Annotated in this window: 25 protein-coding genes; 12 read left to right on the forward strand and 13 right to left on the reverse strand. The window is 58.4% G+C overall.

Annotation, left to right across the window (positions count from 1 at the left end; genetic code table 11):
- Positions 1-115: 115 nt before the first annotated feature.
- From WCA10_RS06935 to WCA10_RS06955, 5 genes are read right to left on the reverse strand one after another with little or no spacing between them, the layout of a single operon-like run.
- Positions 116-637, reverse strand: coding sequence for a DinB family protein (locus tag WCA10_RS06935; RefSeq protein WP_472821777.1), 522 nt, complete (start codon positions 635-637; stop codon positions 116-118).
- Complete coding sequence (locus tag WCA10_RS06940; protein ID WP_472821778.1) at positions 634-897, reverse strand: hypothetical protein; 264 nt, start codon at positions 895-897, stop codon at positions 634-636. Before WCA10_RS06940 ends, WCA10_RS06935 begins: the two co-directional genes overlap by 4 nt.
- A 3-nt stretch (positions 898-900) precedes the next feature.
- Complete coding sequence (locus WCA10_RS06945; protein WP_472821779.1) at positions 901-1,773, reverse strand: FRG domain-containing protein; 873 nt, start codon at positions 1,771-1,773, stop codon at positions 901-903.
- Positions 1,770-2,072, reverse strand: a complete 303-nt coding sequence (locus WCA10_RS06950) for a hypothetical protein (protein WP_472821780.1) — start codon at positions 2,070-2,072, stop codon at positions 1,770-1,772. The genes WCA10_RS06945 and WCA10_RS06950 overlap by 4 nt, the downstream gene beginning before the upstream one ends.
- Before the next feature lie 32 nt (positions 2,073-2,104).
- The gene (locus WCA10_RS06955; protein WP_472821781.1) at positions 2,105-2,953 is read right to left on the reverse strand and encodes an AAA family ATPase; all 849 of its coding nucleotides are present in this window, start codon (positions 2,951-2,953) and stop codon (positions 2,105-2,107) included.
- A 434-nt stretch (positions 2,954-3,387) separates the two neighbouring features.
- Here WCA10_RS06955 and gap point away from each other — a divergent pair, with 434 nt between their 5' ends.
- The 4 genes from gap to WCA10_RS06975 all read left to right on the forward strand — a co-directional run bounded on the left by gap (position 3,388) and on the right by WCA10_RS06975 (position 7,031).
- Positions 3,388-4,392, forward strand: coding sequence for a type I glyceraldehyde-3-phosphate dehydrogenase (gene gap / locus WCA10_RS06960; protein ID WP_472821782.1), 1,005 nt, complete (start codon positions 3,388-3,390; stop codon positions 4,390-4,392).
- Positions 4,393-4,543: 151 nt separating this feature from the next.
- Positions 4,544-5,380: an SPFH domain-containing protein gene (locus WCA10_RS06965; RefSeq protein WP_472821783.1), complete on the forward strand. Its 837-nt coding sequence runs from the start codon at positions 4,544-4,546 to the stop codon at positions 5,378-5,380.
- A 36-nt stretch (positions 5,381-5,416) separates the two neighbouring features.
- Positions 5,417-5,791, forward strand: a complete 375-nt coding sequence (locus tag WCA10_RS06970; protein ID WP_472821784.1) for a RidA family protein — start codon at positions 5,417-5,419, stop codon at positions 5,789-5,791.
- A 25-nt stretch (positions 5,792-5,816) separates the two neighbouring features.
- A complete protein-coding gene (locus WCA10_RS06975) occupies positions 5,817-7,031 on the forward strand; it encodes a phosphoglycerate kinase (protein WP_472821785.1) in 1,215 nt (404 codons plus the stop codon).
- A 67-nt stretch (positions 7,032-7,098) separates the two neighbouring features.
- Here WCA10_RS06975 and WCA10_RS06980 read toward each other — a convergent pair whose 3' ends face one another.
- Positions 7,099-7,776, reverse strand: coding sequence for a VOC family protein (locus WCA10_RS06980; protein WP_472821786.1), 678 nt, complete (start codon positions 7,774-7,776; stop codon positions 7,099-7,101).
- A 271-nt stretch (positions 7,777-8,047) separates the two neighbouring features.
- On the opposite strand from WCA10_RS06980, the gene WCA10_RS06985 reads away from it, so the two are divergent.
- From WCA10_RS06985 to WCA10_RS07010, 6 genes are all read left to right on the forward strand, one after another.
- Entirely contained in the window at positions 8,048-8,326 is a 279-nt protein-coding gene (locus WCA10_RS06985; RefSeq protein ID WP_472821787.1) for a hypothetical protein, read from the forward strand.
- A 227-nt stretch (positions 8,327-8,553) separates the two neighbouring features.
- Positions 8,554-10,533 carry a putative bifunctional diguanylate cyclase/phosphodiesterase gene (locus tag WCA10_RS06990; RefSeq protein WP_472821788.1) on the forward strand — a complete coding sequence of 660 codons (1,980 nt, stop codon included), beginning with the start codon at positions 8,554-8,556 and terminating at the stop codon, positions 10,531-10,533.
- Between the two features lie 91 nt (positions 10,534-10,624).
- Complete coding sequence (locus WCA10_RS06995; protein ID WP_472821789.1) at positions 10,625-11,251, forward strand: hypothetical protein; 627 nt, start codon at positions 10,625-10,627, stop codon at positions 11,249-11,251.
- A 579-nt stretch (positions 11,252-11,830) separates the two neighbouring features.
- Positions 11,831-12,583, forward strand: coding sequence for a triose-phosphate isomerase (gene tpiA, locus WCA10_RS07000; RefSeq protein WP_472821790.1), 753 nt, complete (start codon positions 11,831-11,833; stop codon positions 12,581-12,583).
- A gap of 147 nt (positions 12,584-12,730) precedes the next feature.
- Positions 12,731-13,921 (forward strand): acyltransferase family protein, encoded by a 1,191-nt coding sequence (locus WCA10_RS07005; RefSeq protein ID WP_472821791.1) that lies wholly within the window; start codon positions 12,731-12,733, stop codon positions 13,919-13,921.
- Positions 13,922-14,014: 93 nt separating this feature from the next.
- Entirely contained in the window at positions 14,015-14,284 is a 270-nt protein-coding gene (locus WCA10_RS07010; RefSeq protein ID WP_472821792.1) for a DUF6496 domain-containing protein, read from the forward strand.
- A gap of 79 nt (positions 14,285-14,363) precedes the next feature.
- On the opposite strand, the gene WCA10_RS07015 is transcribed toward WCA10_RS07010, so the two are convergent.
- The gene (locus WCA10_RS07015; protein ID WP_472821793.1) at positions 14,364-14,672 is read right to left on the reverse strand and encodes a Rieske (2Fe-2S) protein; all 309 of its coding nucleotides are present in this window, start codon (positions 14,670-14,672) and stop codon (positions 14,364-14,366) included.
- Positions 14,673-14,764: 92 nt separating this feature from the next.
- Here WCA10_RS07015 and WCA10_RS07020 point away from each other — a divergent pair, with 92 nt between their 5' ends.
- Positions 14,765-15,718, forward strand: coding sequence for an alpha/beta hydrolase (locus WCA10_RS07020; protein WP_472821794.1), 954 nt, complete (start codon positions 14,765-14,767; stop codon positions 15,716-15,718).
- A gap of 1 nt (position 15,719) precedes the next feature.
- On the opposite strand, the gene rapZ is transcribed toward WCA10_RS07020, so the two are convergent.
- Entirely contained in the window at positions 15,720-16,643 is a 924-nt protein-coding gene (rapZ, locus tag WCA10_RS07025) for an RNase adapter RapZ (RefSeq protein ID WP_472821795.1), read from the reverse strand.
- A gap of 78 nt (positions 16,644-16,721) precedes the next feature.
- Positions 16,722-17,348, reverse strand: coding sequence for an HPF/RaiA family ribosome-associated protein (locus WCA10_RS07030; protein ID WP_472821796.1), 627 nt, complete (start codon positions 17,346-17,348; stop codon positions 16,722-16,724).
- A gap of 307 nt (positions 17,349-17,655) precedes the next feature.
- Here WCA10_RS07030 and WCA10_RS07035 point away from each other — a divergent pair, with 307 nt between their 5' ends.
- On the forward strand, positions 17,656-19,284 hold the full coding sequence (locus tag WCA10_RS07035) for a SpoIIE family protein phosphatase (protein WP_472821797.1): 1,629 nt from the start codon (positions 17,656-17,658) through the stop codon (positions 19,282-19,284).
- Between the two features lie 237 nt (positions 19,285-19,521).
- Here the strand turns inward: WCA10_RS07035 and WCA10_RS07040 are convergent, their stop codons facing one another.
- The 4 genes from WCA10_RS07040 to lptB all read right to left on the reverse strand — a co-directional run bounded on the left by WCA10_RS07040 (position 19,522) and on the right by lptB (position 23,394).
- Positions 19,522-19,839, reverse strand: a complete 318-nt coding sequence (locus WCA10_RS07040) for a hypothetical protein (RefSeq protein ID WP_472821798.1) — start codon at positions 19,837-19,839, stop codon at positions 19,522-19,524.
- Positions 19,840-20,196: 357 nt separating this feature from the next.
- Positions 20,197-20,802 carry a serine/threonine-protein kinase gene (locus tag WCA10_RS07045; protein ID WP_472821799.1) on the reverse strand — a complete coding sequence of 202 codons (606 nt, stop codon included), beginning with the start codon at positions 20,800-20,802 and terminating at the stop codon, positions 20,197-20,199.
- A 131-nt stretch (positions 20,803-20,933) separates the two neighbouring features.
- Positions 20,934-22,529, reverse strand: a complete 1,596-nt coding sequence (locus WCA10_RS07050; protein ID WP_472821800.1) for an RNA polymerase factor sigma-54 — start codon at positions 22,527-22,529, stop codon at positions 20,934-20,936.
- Positions 22,530-22,665: 136 nt separating this feature from the next.
- Positions 22,666-23,394: an LPS export ABC transporter ATP-binding protein gene (lptB, locus tag WCA10_RS07055; protein WP_472821801.1), complete on the reverse strand. Its 729-nt coding sequence runs from the start codon at positions 23,392-23,394 to the stop codon at positions 22,666-22,668.
- Positions 23,395-23,420: the final 26 nt, after the last annotated feature.

Genomic DNA, 23,420 nt, shown 5'->3' on the forward strand with positions numbered 1-23,420 from the left:
AGCTTTTGAAGTTGCGAGGATTCTAGTCTGACTGCCACCGCACCGCAAACAAGGTCCGTGCCTCGTTCCCTTGCCGGGCTCTCCCTTGTTGCTCTATTCCCTCGTTTACTGTTTATCAGCTTCGCAGCGCCTTCAGCACCTTCGCCGTCGTCACCACTTGCCCCACATGGCGCTGGGTGTGGTCGGCAGCGTGCACAAGCGCGCCGCCGATCGAGGTCGGCAACTGCTTGCGGCCCACGCCGCGAAAGGTGTTGAAATCCGCCTTCGCCAGCACCCGCACGCGATCGGCGGCGTTGCTGAAGGCAGTCTCCACCTCGGCCAGCAACTCCGCCAGCGTCTCACTCCCTGTCTGCTCTGACTTCAACAGCGCCAGTTGCTCGGCAGAGATTTGGCCGCCCTCCGCATACGTCAGCAGGCGGTCCGTGGAACGCGCGATGTGCTTCAGGTGGAATGAAATCGCAGGCAGGCCGAGTGGCTGCGCGTGGACCTCAAGATCGGTCAGCCCTTCCGTCCATTTCGTGATGTCATCGAGGGCGAGGTCGAAGGCATGAAGCACGGCACGGCCAACCGCGGGCACATCGGCATGCGTGCCGCGAAGCCAAGGCTCAACATAAGAAACAGAAGCAGAAGTGTTCATGGGGAAGTCTCCTGGTTATCGCGGACAACAAGTTCCAGGTCTTCGTAGTTTTTGAGTTGATCGACCGGTATGAAAGTGTGTCCGGAAACTGCGAGGTCGTTCACCATCACACCGCCCCCATAAAGCCGGACAAAGCAGCCATGCTCAGGATCGCTCAATTCGGCAGCGGCAAACTCAATCTGGGCTGAACGCCCATGGAACCGCACACGATCACCGGTGCGGATTTCTTCGCCCGACAAGTATCGCAATGCGTCAGGCATTCCTCACCCTTGCGGACCTAGCCCGCCCAAATCAGACGAAGTGAATTCGTGTTTCCTTAGTCCCTCGGCAAGCGACTGGAGGTCGGGAAACAGATTCCAAAGTTGTACTCCCATCAACTCCAGTTTCTGCCTCAGTTTTGATTTTTCAGAACCGGGAATGATGAACTTCCTGAGATATTTGCCGCTCTCCGATAGCGACTCAAGAGAACGATCGCACCCGTGGAGAGTGAATCGGCCAGATTGCGCTACGATTCTGGCATCCATCTCCGGCGATTCGATCGCAAGCGCTTTTGGAAGCAACGAAGGATCGAAGGAAAGAAACCCCTTTATTGCTTCATTTTTGTATCCAAAAGCTTGCTTTGCCATAGCCTGCACAACGCGTTCATCGGAACCCACAAGACCGAGTTGCGCCTCGCCGGGTTTGGCTGGGCATGAAAGCGAGAGGTTTAGCTGACTCGGCGACATTGCCCACAGGCATGCGTCAGCATTCGTCGCGCCCCCTGCATCTTGGCCAAGAGCAAAGAAGAGCGCAACAAGTGGATTCTCGGTCCAATCCAATAGCCTTGTCGGGAGCCCATAGTGCTGCGCGAGAAATAGCCATTCGATTTCCGAAGTTGGCCGCGGGCGATGACCTAGCATACCCAGAGCGCGTGTTTTGAAATGGCTGATAAGAGCGTACTCATTATACTTCCCGCTCTGCCGCGAGGGCCGGAATGCGCCCGCCATGATTTTCCAAGATTCAATAGCATGTCCGCGCCACCACATCGCTTCGCCGTTAAATTCGTCATACAACTCCTCTACAGCTTTTTCCACCGAAGCTAGACAGGTGATCGTGGTTTGTTGGTCCGGCATACTCGACATGGTCTCAAAAATCAAGGTTTGGGTTTACCTGTCTCTTGATTTTTCTGCTTCCACCGCGCGAACTGTTCGGGACCAGGGCCACATTCAGCCTCTATCTCATCATCTAGGTCCCTTTTCCTTCCACTTTCGGCGGCCCGAATTCCATCAGAGATGCTTTCCGTTAAGGAATCGCGTATCTCGGAAAGGCGATCCAACATCGTATCGCCAACGACAACCAGGATCTTAATGACGGTCACGAATCCGAGCAGGCAAATCCCGCAAAGAAGTATCAGCAAATTCCGTTCGGTGAATAGACCATCAAGCCAACTCGACATCACTCACTCCACGGAAACAATGACAATGCCGTTTACCCTGCGCTCTTCACCCTCACCACCGTGATCTTTTCAAAGCCCTCTTCGAACGCGGGTGCCTTCAGCTTCTCGGCCATCTTGCGCATCACGTCTTCGCTGACTGACCGGTCCCGCTGCCGGTTGCGGTCGAGACAAACTTCAAGTGGAACATCAAAGAATACCGCCTGTGTCTCGTATCCAAAGCTCTTGGCCATCTTGATCCACTGGCGTCTTTCATGCGTCGACAGGTTCGTTGCGTCCACGTAGTTCCAAGGCATCTTGGCAATCAACCTGGCTCTTAATAGCGAGCGTAGCGTCGAAAACACGAGCCCCTGGTAGCGCTGCTCCTCCACATCGTCAAAGAGAATGTTGCGCAGCAGGTCGCTCGACAGCGGAGTAACACCGCGGCGGCGAAACCACGTGGTCTTGCCCGAACCCGGCAGCCCGATAGCCAGCACGACGTAGCCCTTCGGAGCTTGCGGCGAGCGGCTGGCTGCCTGCGCCTCTGCCGGCGGAACCGATGGCGTCTCCGGCTGGGTTTCCATTTCCAGGCGTCCTGATCCGGCCGGCTCATTCCACTCCGGCGGAGCGGAACGTTTCGGTTGGCTCGGCGGCCGAGGGGCGCGTGGCTCATGGGGTGGCGCAGCGGCTGGCCGTTGTGTGCGAGCCTCTGAAACCGCACCCGGGGGCCGCTGCACGCGCGTCTCTTGAGCCGCAGCCGGCGGTCGCGCAGACCGCGACTCACCTGGCAACGATTCGTCCGGATAGAGCGGCACCAACGGGCGGGGCTGATTCTGCGGCAGTTCCTGGCCGATTTTGCCTGTGGATTCTGAATTATTTACGCTGCGACGGGGGCGTCTTCTCATTCCGCTTTCTGCACCTTCACTACCGGGATACCACACCGACCGGAGCCACTGCAAACACAGCAAAACACGTATCATGCGCGAGGTCACTTAGAACACAACAAGAGGTGCGTACTTCCCCGCAGCCGTGCCAATGCGATTGTTGGCGGGTGGCGTCCGTCACATACAGCCCCATACCTGAACCCACAAACTAGCGTTGAGCGCATTTTGGTACGGGAAGTCCCTCAAACAGGCGGGAAGCGGGAACCCTATGGGTGGGGTCGTTTTGTGCGGTGGATCGGTACCGGATCACAATTCGCGGAGCGTTCATTTGGTTCTGGTCGACAACAGTGTTAGCCTGATGAGTTTGGTGGAATTGCTCAGTGCGCGTCTTAGACCCGCCGCATGACATCACTCGAAACTCTAAGAAGACTTACCCATAACGAAGGAGAATACGCATGGCAGTGAAGGTTGGCATCAACGGCTTTGGCCGTATTGGCCGCAACGTTTTGCGCGCCGCCCTCGGCAATCCAGAGATCGATTTTGTTGCTGTAAACGACTTGACCAGCCCGGCAACTCTTGCCCATCTGCTCAAGTACGACTCGATTCTCGGCAATCTTAAAAACGAAATCTCCGCCGGCGACGACTACATCTCGGTCGACGGCAAAAAGATCAAGGTCTGGGCCGAGCGCGATCCCGCCAAGTTGCACTGGGCTGAAGTCGGCGCGCAGATCGTCATTGAGTCCACCGGCCACTTTACCGACGCCACCAAGGCCAGGGCACACCTCGGCACGACCGTGAAAAAGGTCATCATCTCCGCTCCCGCCACCAACGAAGACATCACCCTCGTCCTCGGCGTCAACGAAAACAAGTACGATCCGGCCAGGCACAACATCATCTCCAATGCCAGTTGCACCACCAACTGTCTGGCGCCGGTCGTCAAGGTCATTCTGGAGACCACCGGGCTGGTCAGCGGCATCATGACCACCATTCACAGCTACACCAACGACCAGGTCATCCTCGACTTCCCGCACAAGGACCTCCGCCGTGCACGCGCCGCCGCCCTCAACATGATTCCCAGCTCCACCGGCGCTGCCAAGGCTCTCAAGCTGGTCATTCCTGAGACTGCCGGCAAGCTCGACGGCTTCGCCATCCGCGTCCCAACACCCAACGTCTCCATCGTCGACCTGACCTACATCGCCGAGAAGCCCACCACCGTCGAAGCGCTGAACGCCGCCTTTGTTACCGCCTCAAAGGGCGAACTCAAGGGCATTCTGGGCGTCGATTCGAACCTGCTGGTCAGCTCGGACTTCAAGGGTGACAAGCGCAGTTCCATCGTCGATGCGCCTCTCACCAAGGTCGTCGGCCAGAGCGTCAAGGTCCTCAGCTGGTACGACAACGAGTGGGGCTACTCCAACCGCGTAGTCGACCTCGTCGGCTTCCTGGCGAAGAAAGGGCTGTAAAAACAGGGAATAGGGATTAGGGACTAGGGATCGTTTTTTGATCCTTTGCCCCTGACCCTACCCCTGAAAAATGGGAACTATCACTTTAGCTCCTGTGCATGGAACCACATCCGGCGGTGGGGAACGCTGCGGCGCCGGGGAAACAGGAACGATGAGAACGGTTCTTACTTTGGTATTTGCTACTGCTCTCGTTTTCGGGATGGCGGGATGCAGTGTGGCCGCACCTGATGCGGGCCACGAAGCAGTATGGGTGGAAAAGCCTATTTTCTTCGGCCATGGTGGTGTGGACCCAACCCCTGTTCAGCCAGGGCGCGAGTTCGGGGCTATGACCAGCACTGCGGTCGATGTCAACATGCTCCCTCAGCGCGTGGATATGGAATTTGATGACATGATGACCAGCAGTGGCGTTCCGGTCAACTTCCACGTTGTAGCTACGTTTACGATCACCGATCCAGTGAAGCTGGTGAGCAAATACGGAGCCGATACCGACGAAAAGGGAAACTGGGGATTTTGGCAGCGCACGGTGGACCAGCCGTTACGGACGGCGGTTCGGGATGCTGTGAAAAAAAGGGATATGCAGGAGATGGCGATCTCACAAACTGCGGCAGACGCCGTTGGAACGGAAGTCTCAACGGCGGCGATTAAGATTGTCCAGCAAACCGGGGTGCCGATTCTCTTTTCAGCAATCAACGTCGGACGGGTAAACCCTCCGGACGCCATCAAGAATCAAAGAATCGAAACAGCCGCTCAGGAGCAACGGGCAATTACCGAACAACAGACGAAACTCGCCGAGGACCAGCGCAAGGCGGCTGAACAGAGCAGGGCCGCAGCCGATAACGCATACCGCCAGGCCATGCAACTTTCCCCGGACCAGTTCCTGCAACTGGAGAGAATCAAAATGCAGCGAGATGTGTGCGCGCATGGGACCACTTGCACGTTCTTTATCGGCGGCGGTGCCTCCCCAGTTATCGACGTTGGAAGAAAGTAAGGAAGATGAAGTCGAAGGAATAAATCCGAAAAAATCATGCGCAAAAATATTCCAGGCACTTCCCCTTACGAACCCATCATCGGTTTCTCGCGCGCTGTGCGCGTGGGGAACGGAGTTCACTTATCGGGCACAGGGCCGGTTGGCGCGGATGACCTGGATGCGACCGGGCAAACCCGCCGCGTCTTCGCCATCGCAGAAGAAGCTCTCGCCGAAGCCGGCGCATCCTTCCAGGACGTAGTCCGCACCCGCATGTATCTCACCCGCGTTGAAGACTGGGAATCCGTAGGCCGCGTCCACGGCGAGTTCTTCGGCAACATCCGTCCCGCCGCCACCATGGTCGTAGTCGCCGCCCTGCTCAATCCAAATTGGCGCATCGAAATCGAGATGGACGCAGTCCTCTCTGAGCCCTGATCCCTGATCCCTGAAGGAAAACCCCATGTCCAAGCTCTCCATACGCGACCTCGAACTCAAAAACAAGCACGTCTTCATCCGTGTCGATTTCAACGTGCCGCTTTCCGAAGACGGCAAGGAAATCACCGACGACACTCGCATCGTGGCCACCCTGCCCACCATCGAGTACGCACTGCGCCGTCACGCCAAGGTCATCCTCGCTTCGCACCTCGGCCGGCCCAAGGGCAAACCGAATCCGAAGTACTCGCTACGCCCCGTCGTCGATCGCCTCCGCGAGCTGCTCGACAAGCAGCTCGGCGAGTCCGTCAATGTGGCATTCGCACCCGACTGCGTTGGCGAAATCGCCGAAGAGATGGCGCGCCAGCTCGAATCGCGCCAGGTTCTCCTGCTTGAGAACCTCCGCTTCCACCCCGAAGAGGAAGCCAACGATCCGGCCTTCTCCAAAGCCCTGGCCTCGCTGGCCGAGATCTACGTCAACGACGCCTTCGGCTCCGCCCATCGCGCCCATGCATCGACTGAAGGCATCACGCACTTTCTCAAGCCCGCCGTCGCCGGCCTCCTGATGGAGAAGGAAATCACCTATCTCGGCAAGGCCCTTGAAGCGCCGGAAAAACCCTTCGTCGCCATCATCGGCGGCTCCAAGATCTCCGGCAAAATCGACGTCATCGACAACCTGCTCGACAAGGTCGACACGCTGGTCATCGTCGGCGGCATGGCCTACACCTTCCAGCGCGCTCTCGGCGTGGCCACCGGCAAGTCGCTCGTCGAAGAAGACAAGATCGACATGGCCAAAGCAGCCCTTGAAAAAGCGAAGGCCAAGGGCGTGGAACTCCTGCTCCCGGTCGACAACATTCTCGCCGACAGCTTCACGCCTGACGCCAAGACCCAGCCGTGGGACACCTCCAAAGACTTCCCCGCCCACTGGCAAGGCCTCGACATCGGCCCCAAGTCGGTTGCAGCAATTGAAGACATCGTCTCCCGCGCCCGCACCATCGTCTGGAACGGCCCTGCCGGCGTCTTCGAATTTCCGCGCTTCGCCGTCGGCACAAACGCCATCGCCCACGCCGTTGCCGCCAACAAGACTGCCATCTCCATCATCGGCGGCGGCGACTCCGTATCGGCCATCAACCAGGCTGGCGTAGCCGACCAGATCACCCACATCTCCACAGGCGGCGGCGCCAGCCTCGAGTTCCTCGAAGGCAAAAAACTCCCCGGCGTCGAAGCCCTGACCAACAAGTAATTCTCCACAACCAACCACACTGGGTGCCCCAGGTCCCTCTTCTGAGACCTGGGACGGCCGATGCTGGCTATGCAGGTCCGGCAAACAGCAGCAGATTCCCGTCCGGATCCCTGACGACGAAATTCCTCGCGCCCCATGGCTGCTTCTTCAGGGTCTGCTGAAACGCAACGCCCGCCGCCTTAAACTCAAGAAACAGCAGCTTGATCTCCTCCGAGGACGCCACCGTCATCGAAGCCGATAACAATTGCTCCCGCTCGCGAGCCGTCGACGCGATTAGCTCCCGCTCAACGCACCTCAGATTCAGCCGCGTCGCGTCGCGAGCCACCTGCGCATAGTAAGGTGGCTCGCCGTAACTGAACACAACCGTGAATCCCAACTGCTCGCGAAAAAACTTGCACGATCTGTCGATGTCCGCTACAAACAGTTGCGGCTCTGCACACACGATCTTCGCTTTTGCCGGTGATGGTTTCACACCCGACGGCGTATTCGAAACACCATCTTTCAGCGCCTGCCAGCTAGCGAACCCCTGCTCCCGCGCCACCATCTCCTGCGCATCGCTAAGCTTGAACCGCGCGGCGAGAATCTCGGCGTCGGGCATGTTTGCAAATCGAGGCAGCAGCCCGCGGATCTGGGCGGCCACCGGATAGTGCCCCTCGCGGTGCCACCGCAAGACGAGCTTGGCCTGCTTTCTGAGATTTTCAAGACTGGGCATGTAGACCTCCACGATGGGATCGTAGGTGGGCATTGCCCTTCGGCGTTCTGCCGTTGCTTCCTACATGCGCAGATCGCAGTATCCGCGACAGTGTTGCAGGCTGTCAATTCTGAGTTTCTCCACGTGCGGAGGGCCATCCCCATCCTAAACGCGCCTTATGCGTTTAGGGTGGGATACCACGAACCCTCTCGACCCGTATCCCCCATCACTTTCGGCTCACCCGAACAGGTCCATAATTCTTTACCAAACAGAGGTGTCGGTGCGGGATGGTGCGCAAGCGGCATCTCTCAAGGGGGGTAACCCCATGACCCGTCAGATTCTTATTGCTGTCGGCGCAGCGCTGCTCACAATCGGTGGTTCGGGCATCATCGTTGCGCTGGTCTGGCTTACGGCAAACAAAGTCCACGGAACACTTCCTTACATCTATGACGCGCACGCCGAGGCTCTGCTGTTTCTGATGCCTGCCCTGCTGCTGACGATTGCGATTGTGGGCGCCGTCTTCGTATCCACCGCGCTCTCCGCGCCACCCAAGGATGAGCGGAATGCACACAAAGTGCATCCCCACATGCGCTTCCACGCATGACGTCTTCGCCTAAGGCCGCGATGCACACGCGGGATGCCTGCCTTCTCAAAGGCCAACCCATTTCGTGATCTCCGTCCTTCTCCCGAATCAAATCACACGGAAGGTCAGGGCCCTCCCTCCGTTCGCTTCCCGCTCGAGAAGAATCACGTCCGCGTTCGATTTACCGATAAGGAAGACAAGAAGAAAATTCAGCCAGGCATCCCTGCGCTAAGTCGCCGGAGTTAGCTATGCAACGTCGCTTCATTCGGTTTCTGAACTCGGACAGCGGAAGACTCGCGATTATCGCGGTCTGTATCGCGATCCCCGTGATTGGAGGAATGTCGTTTTGCCATTCCCTCCTGATGAAGATGCTGCGTGAAGATGCGCAGGATACATCGAGCGCATGGGTATCCATGCTGGTGGCAAGAAATCCTGATGTCTTGACCTTGTTCCCCGACGCCACTCCCAGCGTTCAGACAAAGCACCTCCTGGACGAGGCCACTCAGGTCGGGGACATCTACAGATTTCGGATCTGGGACACGGCTGGAAATCTTGTTTACAAATCCGAGCGGCTAAAATCTACCGGCTCGCCGATCGTCTTCAGCGAGAAGCGAACAGCCAATGCCGTGGCCTCGGGATCCATTGTCAATGAAGTGCACGAGGGTGGTCCCCCGCAGAACGTTCCGTTTTTCGTTGAATCCTTCATACCTGTCAAGCGAAATGGGTCTGTCATCGGCGTCTTTGATGTATTCCTCGATCAGAGTGACAACAAGGTCCTCTATCAGAAATCCCTTTTCCTTACAGAAGGCATCATTGCCATCCTCGTAATCTTTGCAGCCGGGCTGCCCGGATACCTTGTCTATAGCCAGATGCGCGCCATCAGCGATGCCCGGGCGGAAGCCCAATTCCGATCCGAACACGACGCACTTACTGGAATCATGAATCGACACCGCCTGAACGACCTGGCAAAAAGCGCATTGGCTTGGAATCGTCGCAACAAGCGCCAAGTTGCGGCCTTGATGATCGATCTGGATCGATTCAAAGACATTAACGATAGCTTCGGTCACGCCGCCGGCGATGAAGTATTGAAGGCCGTCGCCACGCGCCTCAAATCGTCAATTCGAGAAGAGGATTCGGTGGCGCGGTTTGGAGGCGATGAGTTCGTCGTTCTGCAAGTTGGCATAGCGCAGCCTAGCGGTGCAAGAATTCTCGCCGACCGTCTTATTGCAGTGCTATCTGAATCCCACGATGTTGGTGGTACGGCATTGGCATGTGGAGCGAGCATCGGCGTGGCCGTCTCGCCCCCCGACGCGGAAGACTTCGAGACGCTCATCGCCTGCGCGGACGCTGCCCTCTATAAATCAAAAGCCGAGGGCCGTAGTTCCGTTAGCTTTTTCGAGCCCGGGATGGATGCAAAGATTCGCGAACGTCGCCAGATCGAAACGGACATCCGGCAGGCATTGACAACAGGCTCATTTCAACTGGCATATCAGCCCTTCCACAGTCTTCACGGCGATAATATTCTGGGGTTCGAGGCCCTTTTACGCTGGCCTGAAGGCTGGAGTCCGCAATCTCCCGCAGCTTTCATACCAGTCATGGAAGATTCCGGCCTGATCAACCTCGTCGGGGAATGGGTGCTCGAAACCGCGTGCCAAACAGCCGCCAACTGGAAAAACCCTCTGAAGATTGCTGTGAATCTCTCTCCGGTTCAGTTCCATCACGGCGACATCGTTTCCGTCGTCGATAAGGCGTTAAGGACCTCGGGACTCGATCCTCAGCGCCTCGAACTGGAAGTGACCGAGAGTGTGTGGATTCAGGATACGGATTGCGTGCTCGATCAACTGGCACGCCTTCGTGGATTGGGTGTTTCCATTGCTCTGGATGACTTCGGAACAGGCTATTCAAGCCTGGCCTATCTCTGGAAATTCCCTTTCGACACTGTAAAGATCGATCGATCGTTTGTGAGCGAGATGGAGACCGAACCCAAAGCGGCTGCCATCGTGAATACGATCATGGCCCTGGGAAAAACACTCGGCGTCACCATCACCGCCGAGGGTGTGGAGACACAGGCACAAGCGCAGACCCTTAAAAAAGCCGGCTGTGACCAGGCGCAGGGCTTTCTGCTCGGCCGCCCACTCTCCGCCGCAGCAGCCAATGCACTGGCCAACGCAGATTCGATGTCCTCCATAAGAAATCCAAACGCCTGCACCGCGCTCGCGACGTCGTAGGGTCGAGGGCCGCGCGTGCGATGCGACGTGCCGGCCGCGACCGATTAGACTGAAGTCTGGAACGAGCCTCTGTTCCCGCCGGAGAAACCCCGTGTCCTACTACACGCGAGTCCTTTCCAAAGACGCCGAATTCCCTCCCTTCGAAGAGCTCGCGGATTTCATCCGCTCCACTCATCCCGACTACAAGCTCACCGTCGAAGAAGGCACCGAAGAAGAATGGGAATCCCTCCTGCTCTCCGGCAACGACGAAGTCGAAGTCGCCGTCCTCGAACGGAACCATGTGAGCAACGGCTCCATCGGTCAGGACGAGGTTGCCGACTTCTTCGAAGAAACCCAGGACTGCAAACCGGAAACCGGCGTCGCGTGGTTGCATGAGTTTCTGGCAGAGGTCAAAACCGTCTACGCCTTCCAGCACCTGCAGGGCTCGGAAACCGATGACGGCGGCAACGCCCTCCACGCCCTGCGTTCGCACCTCTGGGAGCGCGGCGACGCCATTCTCCAGGCCGACAATGAGGGATTCACCAACGAGGAGGGCTTTCATATCGTCTGGCAATTCTCCGACTCCGTCACCGGCCCGTGGAACATGGGGGTCCTGCAGGACGGCACCTGGCACCACTTCAAAATGGACCTTGGCGACCCCGACCATCGCGAGGCATTTCTGAGCGGCGAGATGCCCTTCGACCTTACCGTGATCCGCCAATCCGGCCCGCAAATCTGACGCGATTCTCTGTTGGCTTTTTCCCAAACCCGGCTCTCCCATCGCGCAGCAAAGGTTCACCCCCATAAGATGTCAACCCCATCCGGCCGCATTTCCCCTCCAAATCCAACAAAGCAATCAGGAAAAACTTCCGCCGGATTTGCAGGTAATTTCGCGCTGATCACTATCATGGAGAGTGATGAAAGAGCCTGCCTCTGAAACGACGGCCGGCGCGTCCCAGAGGAACACCCCGAAAATAGCCCAGCGTGAACCCAGGGGACGAGAATCGCCTGGAAGGCAATGCGCCCCGAAGTGTCGCACGATAAGTTCCAGGTCGGAAATCGGAGCGGAACCGCCGTAAGCCCTTTGCATAGGATTATTTGCTCGCTAAGTTCAATACCAGGAATAATTTAGCGCGGCACCGCAATCCTAACCTTTTTAGAATCTCGCACTTTCGTTCAAATATGGGGGGGGAGGGGTACGCGCAACCATTCGGTTGCATATCGATACGCTGCGCCAAAACTCGCATCCCGTTGTGTTCCATGTCACCCTGTGTGTCAGTCTCCTTCCGATAAAATTACCTTGAGGACTCCATACACAATGTCTCGCAAGAAACTGATTGCCGCCAATTGGAAGATGTACAAGACGCCGGCCGAAGCCAAGGCGTTTGTCGATGCATTTTTGCCGCTTGTTGCCGGGCACACCCGCGATGAGATCGCCATTTTCCCATCGCCCGTTCTTCTTCCCACCGTAGTCGCCGCTGCCAAAGGTTCCAATGTCGCCGTCGGCTGCCAGAACATGCACTTCGCTGAAGAGGGCGCCTACACCGGAGAAACCTCCGTCGGCCAGCTCATCGCCGTCGGCGGAACGCATACCCTGATCGGCCACTCCGAGCGCCGGCAGTACTTCGCCGAGACCGACGAGATCGTCAACAAAAAGCTCCACACCGCGCTCAAGCACCACATCATTCCAATCGTCTGCGTCGGCGAAGTTCTTGCCGAGCGCGATGCGGGCAAGACTGAACAAGTGCTCAAGAGGCAGGTCACCGGCGCCTTCGCGGGCATCACGCCCCAGGCCGCCGCGCCCATCGTCATCGCCTACGAGCCTGTCTGGGCCATCGGCACCGGCAAAACCGCAACGCCCGAGATGGCCGTCGACGCGCACAAAATCATCCGTGCCGAAGTCGCCAGGCTGCTCGGCGCCGATGTCGCTGCGAAGATGCGCATCCTGTACGGCGGCAGCGTGAAGCCTGACAACGCCACCGCGCTCTGCGGCCAGGAAGAGATCGACGGCGCATTAGTAGGCGGCGCCAGCCTCAAACCCGATTCCTTCACCGCCATCGTGAAGTACTAGTCACTCTACCTGAAAGTTGTTGGATTAAGAGGTGTCATCCTTGTATCTCTAAATGAGCTGGGTGTCCCAGGTCTCGATTCTGAGACCTGGGATTCTGCAACATCGGCTTTCGTGAACGATATTGCGCTAAATTCCGTATCATGAAACATGCCTGGAACCACGGATACATTAACCGTCCAAGCACTTGGGCCGCCAACCGCCGTTACTCACCGAGCGCCAGCGCGCGAGTTCTACATCGATCGCCTGCGCACCGTGATGACGGTATTTGTTCTGCTGCACCACACCGCCATCACCTATGGCGCCGCGGGCGGATGGTTCTACTACGAACAACACCCATCGGGCAAACTTCCGAGCATTCTGCTTACGCTCTTCGTCGCCACCAACCAAGCTTACTTCATGGGCTTTTTCTTTCTGCTAGCCGGCTACTTCACGCCTGCCTCACTCGAACGCAAAGGTTACGCGCGTTTTCTCGGCGATCGCTTTCTGCGGCTGGGGCTACCGCTCCTCGCCTTCATCTTCGTTCTTGGTCCACTGACCGCAGCCATGGTCGCAGCCCACAAAGGCAAAGGCTTCTGGAAGGTGTTCCCGTATCTTTGGAATCACGTCATCATCATCAACGGCCCGCTCTGGTTCGCACAGGCGCTGCTCATGTTCTGCCTCGGCTATTGCGCATGGCGCGCGGTTGCAGGTTCGCCGCTTGCACAATCGGAGCGCACGCCATCGCCAGTTCCTTCTTACGCGCGCTGGCTGATGAGCGCCTTGATCGTTGGCGCAGTCAGCCTTGCCATCCGGCAATTCGTTCCAACCGGCAAAAACATCATCGGCCTGCAACTCGGCTATTTTGCACCGTACATTTTTCTCTTCGCTATAGGTATCGCCGCGTGGCGTTACGACTGGCTCCGCCAGCTTTCATCGAAGAACGCACGCCCGTGGATCTTCACGCTCATGGCCGCGTGGCCACTATTGCCGATCAGCATTGTGGTCTCTATGCGCGTCTTTGGCCCTGGCAAAGCCAACTTCGGCGGCGGTCTCACCTGGCCCGCAATCTTCTATGCCTTCTGGGACCCCTTTGTCGCGTGGGGCCTCATCGCCGCATGGCTATTGGTCGCGCGCGCCTGCATGAACAAGCACTCGCATTTCTGGTCGTGGCTTAACCGCCGTGCTTACGCCGTCTACATCATCCATCCACCCGTGCTTGTCGGCATCAGCCTGCTATTGCATCCATGGGCCGCACCCGCGCTCCTCAAGTTCGCCGCCACCGGTACACTTACGTGCATTTCAACGTGGCTCGTCGCCGATCCGCTGGTGCGCGTGCCGGGAATTCGCCGCGTCGTGTAGCGGGACAGATTCCGCGCATCGAGCCGCACATCAAATCGGTTACATACAACTTGCCCCAAGGCCGGTGTCATCTGACCTCCGAGGAGGATAGTAATGGCAACGAAGAAGGCAACCAAAAGAAAGTCCGCCGCAAAAAGCACGCGCACTTCCGCAGCAAAGAAATCCAGTTCGAGAAAATCATCCGGCCGCAAATACTCTCCCTCCGCCGGCAAGGATGTCGAACGAGAGATGCGCGCGATGAAAGAGGGCAAGCTGAAATCGGGCCGCAGCGGCAAGAAGGTCACCAGTCGGAGACAGGCCATCGCTATCGGCCTTTCCGAAGCGCGCAAAGAAGGCAAGAAGGTTCCTGCGAAGAAGAAGTAGGCGCTGCGGGTGTGGCATCATCAGAGAACGATGCCGCGCCGGTTCCGCCTGTTTTCCGTTGCAATCCTTTCCGCCTGAGTCAGAGCTTGCCGCGAAGCTCGCCCTCTTCGATCTTGGACTCTATCGCGATTGCCCTCACCTCTGGATCTTCTTCGTTTTCGCCGGTGCAGGGATCGAACGCGTACGCATGCCACGGGCAAACAACCTTGCCTCCTTCGATGGATCCTTCGGCAAGCGGGCCGCCCTCGTGCGGACAGGTTCCATCGAGAACGCATATCTTTCCGTGCACGTTGGCCACACACAGGGTGCGGCCGGCAAAGGTGAACTCCTGCAACGCGCCCGCCGGAGGCAGCTCGCCCTCAGAACAAATTCGCACAAACTCCGACATGGTCATCTCTCCCGTCCGCTGCTGAGCGCCTCGCCGTGACCGCGATGGCCCAATTAGCATAAACCTGTAGCGCCACCTGTGAGCAAGTGAAGATGAGCAAAGCCAAGTCGAAGCAAAAAGGCCGCACATCCCCCGCTGCGCGGTCCGCCAACCTGCGTTCCTATGGCAGCAGCGCTTCCGCGCGGCCCACTGTATCCGCAAAATGGCTGTTGAACGCCATCGCGATGGCACTCGCCGGTGCGCTGTTCTGCGCCTGGGGCACGTTGTGCTTCCTCTTCTGGCAGGGAAACTGGCAGTTGCTCTACCATCCCACTTCCGCCGTGACCCGCACGCCCGCCAGCGTGAATCTCCCCTTCGACTCCGTCGGATTCGCCACGAACTCAGCCGGCGATCCGCAATTGCGCGGCTGGTGGCTTCCCTCTTCGACCCAAGCGCGCTATACCGCGATCTATCTCCATGGAGCCGACGGCAACCTTGGCGACACAGTCGACGCACTTGCGCGACTGCACGCATCCGGGCTGAATATTTTTGGCTTTGACTATCGCGGATATGGGCAGAGCCGCTTTGTGCATCCCAGTGAAGCACGGTGGCGCGAAGACGCCGATTCGGCGATCAGCTACCTCACCGGTACCCGGCATATTCCGGTCAATGCCATCATCCTAGTCGGTAAAGATCTCGGCGCGAATCTCGCAATTGAAACCGCCGCAGCGCATCCCGATCTTGCCGGCGTCGTCCTCGAACAGCCGCTCGCATCTCCCACTCTGGCGATCTTCAGCGACGCGCGCGCGCACCTTGTTCCGGCGCATTGGCTGGTGAGCGACCGCTGGCAAACCTCCTCCGCCGCCGGGAGCATCCTGATTCCATCGTTGTGGTTTTATTGGACCGCAGAGCGTAGTAGCGAGCTGCCGCAGGACAAGCCGGAAGCCTATGAGAAAGTGCCGGCGCGCAAAACGCTAACCTGGCTAACCAGCGCGCCGAATGAGCAGGAGCAATTCCGCTCTGCATTGGCGAGATGGCTGGATGGGCTGCCCGCAGTGGCGAGGTAACTTAGCGCGGCATGTCGCGGTGCACAGCCTTCACTTGGTAGCCGGCCTTTACCAGCCGCTTCGTCAACTCCTCGGCCATCATCACGCTGCGGTGCTGCCCGCCGGTGCAGCCAAATGCAACGGTCAAATAGCTCTTCCCTTCCTTCACGTAGTGGGGCATCAGAAAGAGCATCAGGTCGGTGACCTTCGTGAGGAACTCTCCGGTCTGCGGGAAGCTCGTCACGTAAGCGGCTACTTTCGGATCGAGGCCCGTCTTGTCGTGGAATTCCGGCACAAAGTGAGGATTGGGCAGGAATCGCACGTCGAACACCAGGTCCGCGTCCAGCGGCACGCCGTTCTTGAATCCGAAGCTGAGGCAAGAGACCAGCATGGTTTGGCTCTGATCCTCACGTCCGAATCTCTTTTGGATCTCCGCGCGCAGTTCATGCACATTGAACCGCGAAGTATCGATCAGGATATCGGCGACGTTACGGATCGAATCGAGCATCTGCCGCTCTTCCACAATCGAACGCGAAACGGTTTCAGAGCGCCGCAGCGGATGCGGCCTGCGTGTCTCGGAGTAGCGCCGTACCAGCACCGGATCCTGCGCATCGAGAAAGACGACGCGCGTGGGCAGCACCCGCTTTACGCGCTTGATGATCGCCGGCAGCCGATCGAATGCCTGTCCTTCGCGCACGTCCACGACAATCGCCGCCCGATCAATGTCGTTGGATTTCTGCACCAGGCCGGCGAACTCCGGCATCAGTTCCAGCGGCAGATTATCCACCGCCTGATAGCCAAGGTCCTCAAAGGTTTTGAGCGCTGAGGCCTTGCCCGCACCGGAGATCCCGGTGAGAATGACCAATTCCTTCTTCGAGGTTTTCGCTGCTCTTCCCTGTTCCGTAGAGCGACGACGCGCACCAGAAGCCGGCTGAGGAGGAACCATGCGCTCATCCTACACCGTTTGACGCTCACAGAAATCCGTCGTCTTCCGGCTTGTTACACGAAGGTTACACAACCGTGGTCAGGGAACTTCGACCAACTCCATCTGTCCGTCACGGCGGCGATGCAGCACGTACAACTCGCCGACGCGATTGCGAAAGATCAGCAAATCGCGGTCGCGAAATTCGGCATCTTTCACCGCTTCCTCGATACTCATTGGCTTCACCGCAATGGCCTCGCCGCTGGAGAGAATATGCGGCTCCACCAAGGTGGAGCTGACCGGGAATGAGTGCACGGCGATGGCCGTCCTTACCTTCGCGCGAGTCAGCTTGCCGTTTTCGGCCAGCCTCTCAGGCTGCGCGCCGCGCTTCGGATGCGTCACAGGCGGAGCGGTCAGCACCTTGTCCAGCTTGGGCAGGCGCTTGCGCTCAAACTGGCGATCGCGATACCGCAATGCCTGGTTCTCGGCATGCTGGATGGCGATGCGCAGTGCCGCCTCAAGCGTGTCGGCTTTGCCGGCCGCCTCAATGGTTTGAACTCTTGCCTTGATGGTCAATTCGGCAATCTGCAGATGCCGCTGCGCACGAAACGTGATGCTGGCGCGCGCGGTCCTGCCCAGGATTCGGCCCACTCGTTCCAACCCTTCTTCGGCTTGAGAACGCACGGACTTGGGAACGCTAACTTGCCTTGCGGTGAACTCCACTTCCATGGTCAGCCTCCGCTCTTCCCCCTCCGGGCTAGCAATGCTTCCGGAGAGACTCGGATTGTATAGCATCTCGCCGCAGCGCGAAAACGCTCGCAATCCGCCCGTTTAAGGATTCTACGATCCCAGGTGCCCCGTCGGCGAGGCCCCGGCGCTGGACTGCTCGACCGGCGGATGCCAACGGGAAAGGGCGAGCCAGACCGGGCTTGACATCAATTTGCCGCTGTACTGGGCTGGAAGATTGCGCGGCCAGTTGAGCACACGCAAAAAATGGCTTCGCGATTTGCAGTACGAGCAGAATAGAATGTGCTCGATGGCCCCAGCAACCTCATTGCCAACTTTGAAGTACGCCGATATGGATGGCGACCACTTCTTTACGCTCGCATCCGAGTGCACCAGCATCGGCCGTTCGCCGGATCAGGACCTCGTGCTCAAGGAGGCATATGTTTCGCGCCGTCATGCGGTGATCACCAGGCAGAATGGCCATTTTGAGCTGGTCGACCAGAATAGCTCCCACGGCACATTTCTGAACGGTCAGCGCGTCGAGCGTTCGCCACTCAAGTCCGGCGACAGCCTTCAATTCGGTTCCCTCAATGCCGCCACGTTTCGGTTCCTGCAGGCCGCAGGCATCGCAGACAGCGGTTCGAGCCTTGCCACCGATCTGCTTTCCGCTCTCTCTGTCTTCGCACCCACCGACAGGAACATTCCTCAACCCGCTCGCGAAATTGAAAAGCTCAACTTTCTGTTGAATGCGGCGCGCCAGCTCAATGCGGGTGGCGCGATCACCGATGTTTTTCACGCACTGCTGCAACTTTCCCTTCAGCTCACCGGGGTCGAGCGAGGCTTCGTGTACCTGCTCGAAGGCGAAGAGATGCGCCTCGCCCTTGGTCTCCGTTCCGATGGAAGCACCGTCGAAGAAGATCCCTCGGTCTCGCGCCGGGCAATGCAGAAGGCCATCGAGAGCGACTCGAAGTTCTTTCTCAGCGATACGCTGGCGGACGACAGCGCTTCAGGCTGGGCAAGCGTCTTGGCCAACTCCATTCGCAGCATCTACTGCATCCCGCTGCGCAAACACATCTCGCCCGCAGAGCCCAATCGGCTGCTGGGCATGCTCTACCTCGACAGCCAGATTGGCGCCGGCAGCCTCAGCGAGATCGATCACCAGGTGCTCGACACGCTCGCCAACGAGGCCTCCACGCTTCTCCACAATGCGCTGCTGGCGAAGACGGAACTCAAGGCCCGTCAGGCCGCGGATGAGCTGGCTGTTGCCGCCTCTATCCACTCGGGGCTGATGTCGATGAAGATGCCGCGCATCGACTACGCCGAACTCCACGCTCGCAGCCTTCCCTGCCATGCGATTGGCGGAGATTTCTACGACGCCATCGCACTGCACGACAGCCTGTGCGTCGTCATCGCCGATGTGTCCGGAAAGGGCGTCCCGGCATCGATTGTCGCCGCTACACTGCAGGGCATTATTCATGCGCTGATGCTCACAGGCCAGTCCCTGCCCGAGATTGCCGACCTCGTGAATCGCTTCCTGTGCACGCGGCAGGTGGGCAAGTATGCCACCATGATCGTGCTGAAATTGTTCCCCAATGGTTGCGTCGAGTTCATGAACTGCGGTCACATCCCGCCGCTCCTGATCACCCCGACGGGAACCCGCTACCTGGAGGAGGGAAACCTGATCGTGGGGATCATCGCCGAGGCCACCTACGAATTGGCGCAGTTCACCCTGCAACCCGGAGACCGCATCCTGCTGACCACTGATGGCATCACCGAGATCGAAGACAAAAAAGGCCAGCAGATCGGCATTGAGGGCCTTGCGGGCCTTGCGTACCTGCCCAGTCTCGACGCATTGATCGAACATCTCACCCGCTACCAGGCTTCCAGCGAAGCCCAGGACGATTGGACACTCCTGGATATTCGCTATACCGGGAAGTAGCCCCGACCGGGGAAATCGGGGCGGGTTGGGTCAATCACGTCGCATTGGAATTCGGTTAGAACTTCAGTTTCCCCATGTAACGGTGATCCTATGGGGCACCAACATAGCAGCCAACAAAAACCACCGCAATCGCTATCTGGCAATCTTCCTTTCTTATGGATTTGATCTGGCCTTCCTAAATCACAGAATGTTCTACATAGCGATGTAGGGGCCAAATGGGCAAGAAAACCTCGGCGATTATTTTGGCATTCCGCTGCCGACAATAATTGAGTTCCCGATGCTATCTTTGCGCTTGCCCTGCGTGCAGGGGGTGCCATAGGCAAACAGATCATAGGTAATCGTGTCGCCCACCGTGAATGTTTCCAGCGAGAAAGTTGTTGGCTTGTTGATGTCGTGTCTTTTCTTCCCTCCAATATCCTTGTCCGCACAGATTGTGCAGCCGTCGGTGGGTGGAATGAATTTCACGCCATGACTCTTTGTAGCTGTGGTCGGGTTCTGAGAGGGAAAGTAGGTGCTGCTGACGGTAATCTCGGCGGGAACGTTGTCGTTCGGCATTTGCGTTCTCCTTGGATTGGGTTTGTTGTTCTTTCACTTCTTTGGTGAGCGGAGGGAGGGATCTTTGAGGAGCATCTGCGTTTCTGGATCCTGCGACGCAAGTTCCAAGGTTAACCCTTTGGCGAACGCCCGATTGAGAAAAATGACACTCTGACGACGATCCCCAGGTTCTCCCACGCCGCGGCAGCAGACTCGATCACGTAAGGATCGTCCGGGGAGAGGGCAATCGCCGTGCGGATGTATTGTTGCGCCTGGTCACGCGATCCAACGCGGGAGGTCACGTCTGCTAAAGTCGCAATGGCACCTGCATCCGTGGATGCGCCTGGACGTAGTCAAGCAGCAGAGGCTCTTCCTTCTTCACTGCCGCGGAGGCGTCGGCAGTATCGTTGAGCCACTCGCTGGCGACACGAAGATCTTCCCACACATTGAAGTTGTCACACCGGTCTGCGAAGCCGTCTGCTCGGTCATGGCGCGCGCCAGGCCGAAATCCACGATCTTCACCAGCCCGGACGCCGTCAACATCACGTTCGAGGGCTTCACGTCGCGATGAATGATGCCGTGAGCGTGGGCCTCGCCCAGTCCCTGCGCCATCTGCCGGGCGATCCCGACAGCTTCGCGCACCTTGAGCGATCCCTTCTGAATCCGCTGAGCCAGCGACGACCCCTCGTAGAAGGCCATCACGATAAACGTGAAGCCGTCTTCGGTCTCCTCTATTCCGTGGATCACGCCGATATTGGGATGGTCGAGCGACGACGCCGTGCGCGCCTCGCGCAGGAACCGCTCCTTCTCGCGCTCGCTTGTATTCAACTCCGGCGGCAAAAACTTCAGGGCAACCGTGCGGTCCAGGCGCTGATCGCGGGCGCGATACACCACCCCCATGCCACCCGAGCCGGCAATTGAAAGCACCCGGTAGTTGCCGGCAATGAGATCGCCTTCCGAGAAGCTTGTCTTCAAAACAGGCACAGGTCGACCTCAATGCGTTCTTTGAGTCGAAACAGAAACCACCATGAAAGCGAGCGGGAAGTGCGATGGACGCAGTGATTTGAGAATACGACCGGAGGGAAGGCGAATGCAACCGCAACTCCCATTTAGGCTTAGGCGTCCCGTTGCCTTCGCTGGTGCGTGGAAGGGATATTCATGTCTTCGCGGTACTTTGCCACGGTGCGCCGGGTCAGCTGGATGCCCTGCGCCTGCAGTTGGGCGGCGAGTAGGTCGTCGGTCATCGGGTGGCGGGGATCTTCATCGTCAATGAGCTTGCGGACCTTGCGCTTCAGCAGCAGCAGAGGAGTATCGGCCCCTTCCGGCCCGTTCGATCCTTCCGAGAAGAAGAAGCGCAGTTCGATTACGCCTTGCGGGGTATGCGCATACTTGTTGGCCACGGCCCGGCTCACCGTTGAAGGATGAACGCCAATCTCTTCCGCCACTTCCTTGATCATCATGGGCCGCAACGCCTCGATGCCCTGGTCGAGGAAATCCTGCTGCCGCCGAACAATCACTTCGCACGTGCGCAAAATCGTGCTCTTTCGCTGCGCAATATTGCGCATCAACTGCATCGCCGAGCGGAACCGCTCTTTCACGTACTCCTTGACTTCCTTCTCCGTGCCTTCGGCCACCAGCATGCGCCGGTAGCGCGCGCTCAAACGCAGGCTGGGCAGGTCCTCTTCGTTCATCGAGACCACCCACTCGCCCCCGCGCTTGGTAAACACAACGTCCGGCTCGATCAGGCGCGTCTGCTCGCGGTTGTAGAGCCGTCCGGGTCGCGGTTCCAGCGTGCGGATGAACTCCACGCCCGCATGCGCTTCTTCCGGTGTTACGTGCAGCGATCTCGCCAGGTCTTTGACATCGCGCTTCTGCAGAAGCTGCAGATGGTTCTGCACAATCTGCGAGGCCACTTCCATCGAGCGGCGTCGCTCGCCGAGCTTCGCCTCGGCCTCCACTTTGAAGCCCCGGTGACCATCTTCCAGCCCATTTTCACCCTGATGCGCATCGACCTTGCCCAGTTCCGCTTGCTGGGCTGCAATCTGGGTCAGAAGGCATTCGCGCAAATCCGACGATGCCACCCCAGCCGGATCGAGATGCTGCACCAGGTCGATGCCGCGCTTGACCAATTCGGACAGCGCTTCCCGGTTCTTTCCCTCGTTTTCAGGAAATTGCGCAAACGCGTCAATCAAGTCCTCGTGGCCGAAGGTGAGATAACCGTCTTCGTCCAGGTTCCCGATGATAAAGTCGGCTGCGATCGCCAGTGCCGGCTCGAGCGTCAATGCTCCCAATTGCCATGCCAGGTGATCCGACAGGGTGGTCGGCTGCGAAAGGAAGTTCTCGAACGAGGGCTTGTCGCTGTCTTCATACTCCGGCTGGGTCCGGTACCCAGGATCGAGATAATCCTGAAAATACGAACCGAAATCGATCTCGTTGAACGGGTCCTTGGGTTCTGTCGCTGCCTCCGTCGTCCCTACATCCAGCCGCTCCGGGGGCTGCAGATCGTGTTCTTGCTTGCTGGCCACGTCGTCCAGCATCGGAACCGTCTCGTCGATCTCTTCCAGGACGGGGTTTTCCACCATTTCGGCATCGATCATTTCCTTCAGTTCGAGCTTGTTGAGCGCAAGAACGCTCACCATCTGCATCAGGCCCGGCGTGAGGACCTGGCGTTGCGACACCTTCAGGTTCAATCTAGGTTGTAACAGCGCCATACAAGGGACTCGATTCCCAATAGGACTGGCTCTAAGTGTAATCGGGTAGCGGGCACGATGCACGCCACCCCTTGATTCATGCCCCGCAGTGAGCTTTCAGCCTCGGCAAAACGATGAAGCAGCCACGGAAATCCTGTTAATTCAATGAGAATCCCTCACCCAGGTAGATGCGGCGAACTTCGACGTCGTTACCCAGCTCATGCGGCGTCCCGGCGCGGAAGATCCGCCCTTCCGCAATGATATAGGCGCGGTCGGTCACGCTCAATGTCTCCCGGACGTTGTGGTCGGTAATCAGGATGCCGATCCCGGCCGCCTTGAGGTCGAAGATGATCTTCTGCAGTTCCAGCACCGCAATGGGGTCGATCCCACTGAAGGGCTCGTCGAGCAAAATGAAACTCGGTTGAATGCACAGCGATCGGGCAATCTCGACCCGCCGCCGCTCCCCGCCCGACAACGCGTACCCCTTCGTGCCGCGAATATGCCCGAGGTTCAACTGGGCAATCAGGCGCTCGGTCCGCGACTTGCGTTCCCGCGTTTCAAGCGCCTGCGCCTCGAGCACTGCCAGAATGTTTTCCTCCACCGTAAGCTTACGGAAGACCGACGGCTCCTGGGGCAGGTAGCTGATGCCATAGTTGCGCGCCCGCAGGTACATCGGCAGCCGCGTAATATCGTTGTCGTCCACCAGGATGCGCCCCGTCTCGGGCGCCACCAGGCCGACGATCATATAAAAACTCGTCGTCTTGCCCGCGCCGTTCGGCCCCAGCAGCCCCACGACCTCGCCGCGTGAGATCCTCAGGTTCACTCCGCGCACCACCTGGCGGCCCTTGTAGCTCTTTCCGATTCCCTCAGCGATCAATGTTTCCATCTAGCTCTCGAGCGTTTTCAAAAACG

It is taken from the genome of Occallatibacter sp. (assembly GCF_049582745.1).
Taxonomy (GTDB): domain Bacteria; phylum Acidobacteriota; class Terriglobia; order Terriglobales; family Acidobacteriaceae; genus Telmatobacter.

Excerpts from the sequence above, each read along its gene's own strand:
- lptB (WP_472821801.1), bottom strand. The coding sequence starts at position 23,394 with ATGGAAACATTGATCGCTGAGGGAATCGGAAAGAGCTACAAGGGCCGC.
- rapZ (WP_472821795.1), bottom strand. The coding sequence starts at position 16,643 with ATGGTTCCTCCTCAGCCGGCTTCTGGTGCGCGTCGTCGCTCTACGGAA.
- WCA10_RS06970 (WP_472821784.1), top strand. The coding sequence starts at position 5,417 with ATGCGCAAAAATATTCCAGGCACTTCCCCTTACGAACCCATCATCGGT.
- WCA10_RS06950 (WP_472821780.1), bottom strand. The coding sequence starts at position 2,072 with ATGTCGAGTTGGCTTGATGGTCTATTCACCGAACGGAATTTGCTGATA.
- WCA10_RS07035 (WP_472821797.1), top strand. The coding sequence starts at position 17,656 with ATGGCCCCAGCAACCTCATTGCCAACTTTGAAGTACGCCGATATGGAT.
- WCA10_RS06985 (WP_472821787.1), top strand. The coding sequence starts at position 8,048 with ATGACCCGTCAGATTCTTATTGCTGTCGGCGCAGCGCTGCTCACAATC.
- WCA10_RS07040 (WP_472821798.1), bottom strand. The coding sequence starts at position 19,839 with ATGCCGAACGACAACGTTCCCGCCGAGATTACCGTCAGCAGCACCTAC.
- WCA10_RS07010 (WP_472821792.1), top strand. The coding sequence starts at position 14,015 with ATGGCAACGAAGAAGGCAACCAAAAGAAAGTCCGCCGCAAAAAGCACG.
- WCA10_RS07005 (WP_472821791.1), top strand. The coding sequence starts at position 12,731 with ATGCCTGGAACCACGGATACATTAACCGTCCAAGCACTTGGGCCGCCA.
- WCA10_RS07050 (WP_472821800.1), bottom strand. The coding sequence starts at position 22,529 with ATGGCGCTGTTACAACCTAGATTGAACCTGAAGGTGTCGCAACGCCAG.
- tpiA (WP_472821790.1), top strand. The coding sequence starts at position 11,831 with ATGTCTCGCAAGAAACTGATTGCCGCCAATTGGAAGATGTACAAGACG.
- WCA10_RS06965 (WP_472821783.1), top strand. The coding sequence starts at position 4,544 with ATGAGAACGGTTCTTACTTTGGTATTTGCTACTGCTCTCGTTTTCGGG.
- gap (WP_472821782.1), top strand. The coding sequence starts at position 3,388 with ATGGCAGTGAAGGTTGGCATCAACGGCTTTGGCCGTATTGGCCGCAAC.
- WCA10_RS06990 (WP_472821788.1), top strand. The coding sequence starts at position 8,554 with ATGCAACGTCGCTTCATTCGGTTTCTGAACTCGGACAGCGGAAGACTC.
- WCA10_RS07020 (WP_472821794.1), top strand. The coding sequence starts at position 14,765 with ATGAGCAAAGCCAAGTCGAAGCAAAAAGGCCGCACATCCCCCGCTGCG.
- WCA10_RS06955 (WP_472821781.1), bottom strand. The coding sequence starts at position 2,953 with ATGAGAAGACGCCCCCGTCGCAGCGTAAATAATTCAGAATCCACAGGC.
- WCA10_RS07015 (WP_472821793.1), bottom strand. The coding sequence starts at position 14,672 with ATGTCGGAGTTTGTGCGAATTTGTTCTGAGGGCGAGCTGCCTCCGGCG.
- WCA10_RS06935 (WP_472821777.1), bottom strand. The coding sequence starts at position 637 with ATGAACACTTCTGCTTCTGTTTCTTATGTTGAGCCTTGGCTTCGCGGC.
- WCA10_RS06980 (WP_472821786.1), bottom strand. The coding sequence starts at position 7,776 with ATGCCCACCTACGATCCCATCGTGGAGGTCTACATGCCCAGTCTTGAA.
- WCA10_RS06975 (WP_472821785.1), top strand. The coding sequence starts at position 5,817 with ATGTCCAAGCTCTCCATACGCGACCTCGAACTCAAAAACAAGCACGTC.
- WCA10_RS06940 (WP_472821778.1), bottom strand. The coding sequence starts at position 897 with ATGCCTGACGCATTGCGATACTTGTCGGGCGAAGAAATCCGCACCGGT.
- WCA10_RS07030 (WP_472821796.1), bottom strand. The coding sequence starts at position 17,348 with ATGGAAGTGGAGTTCACCGCAAGGCAAGTTAGCGTTCCCAAGTCCGTG.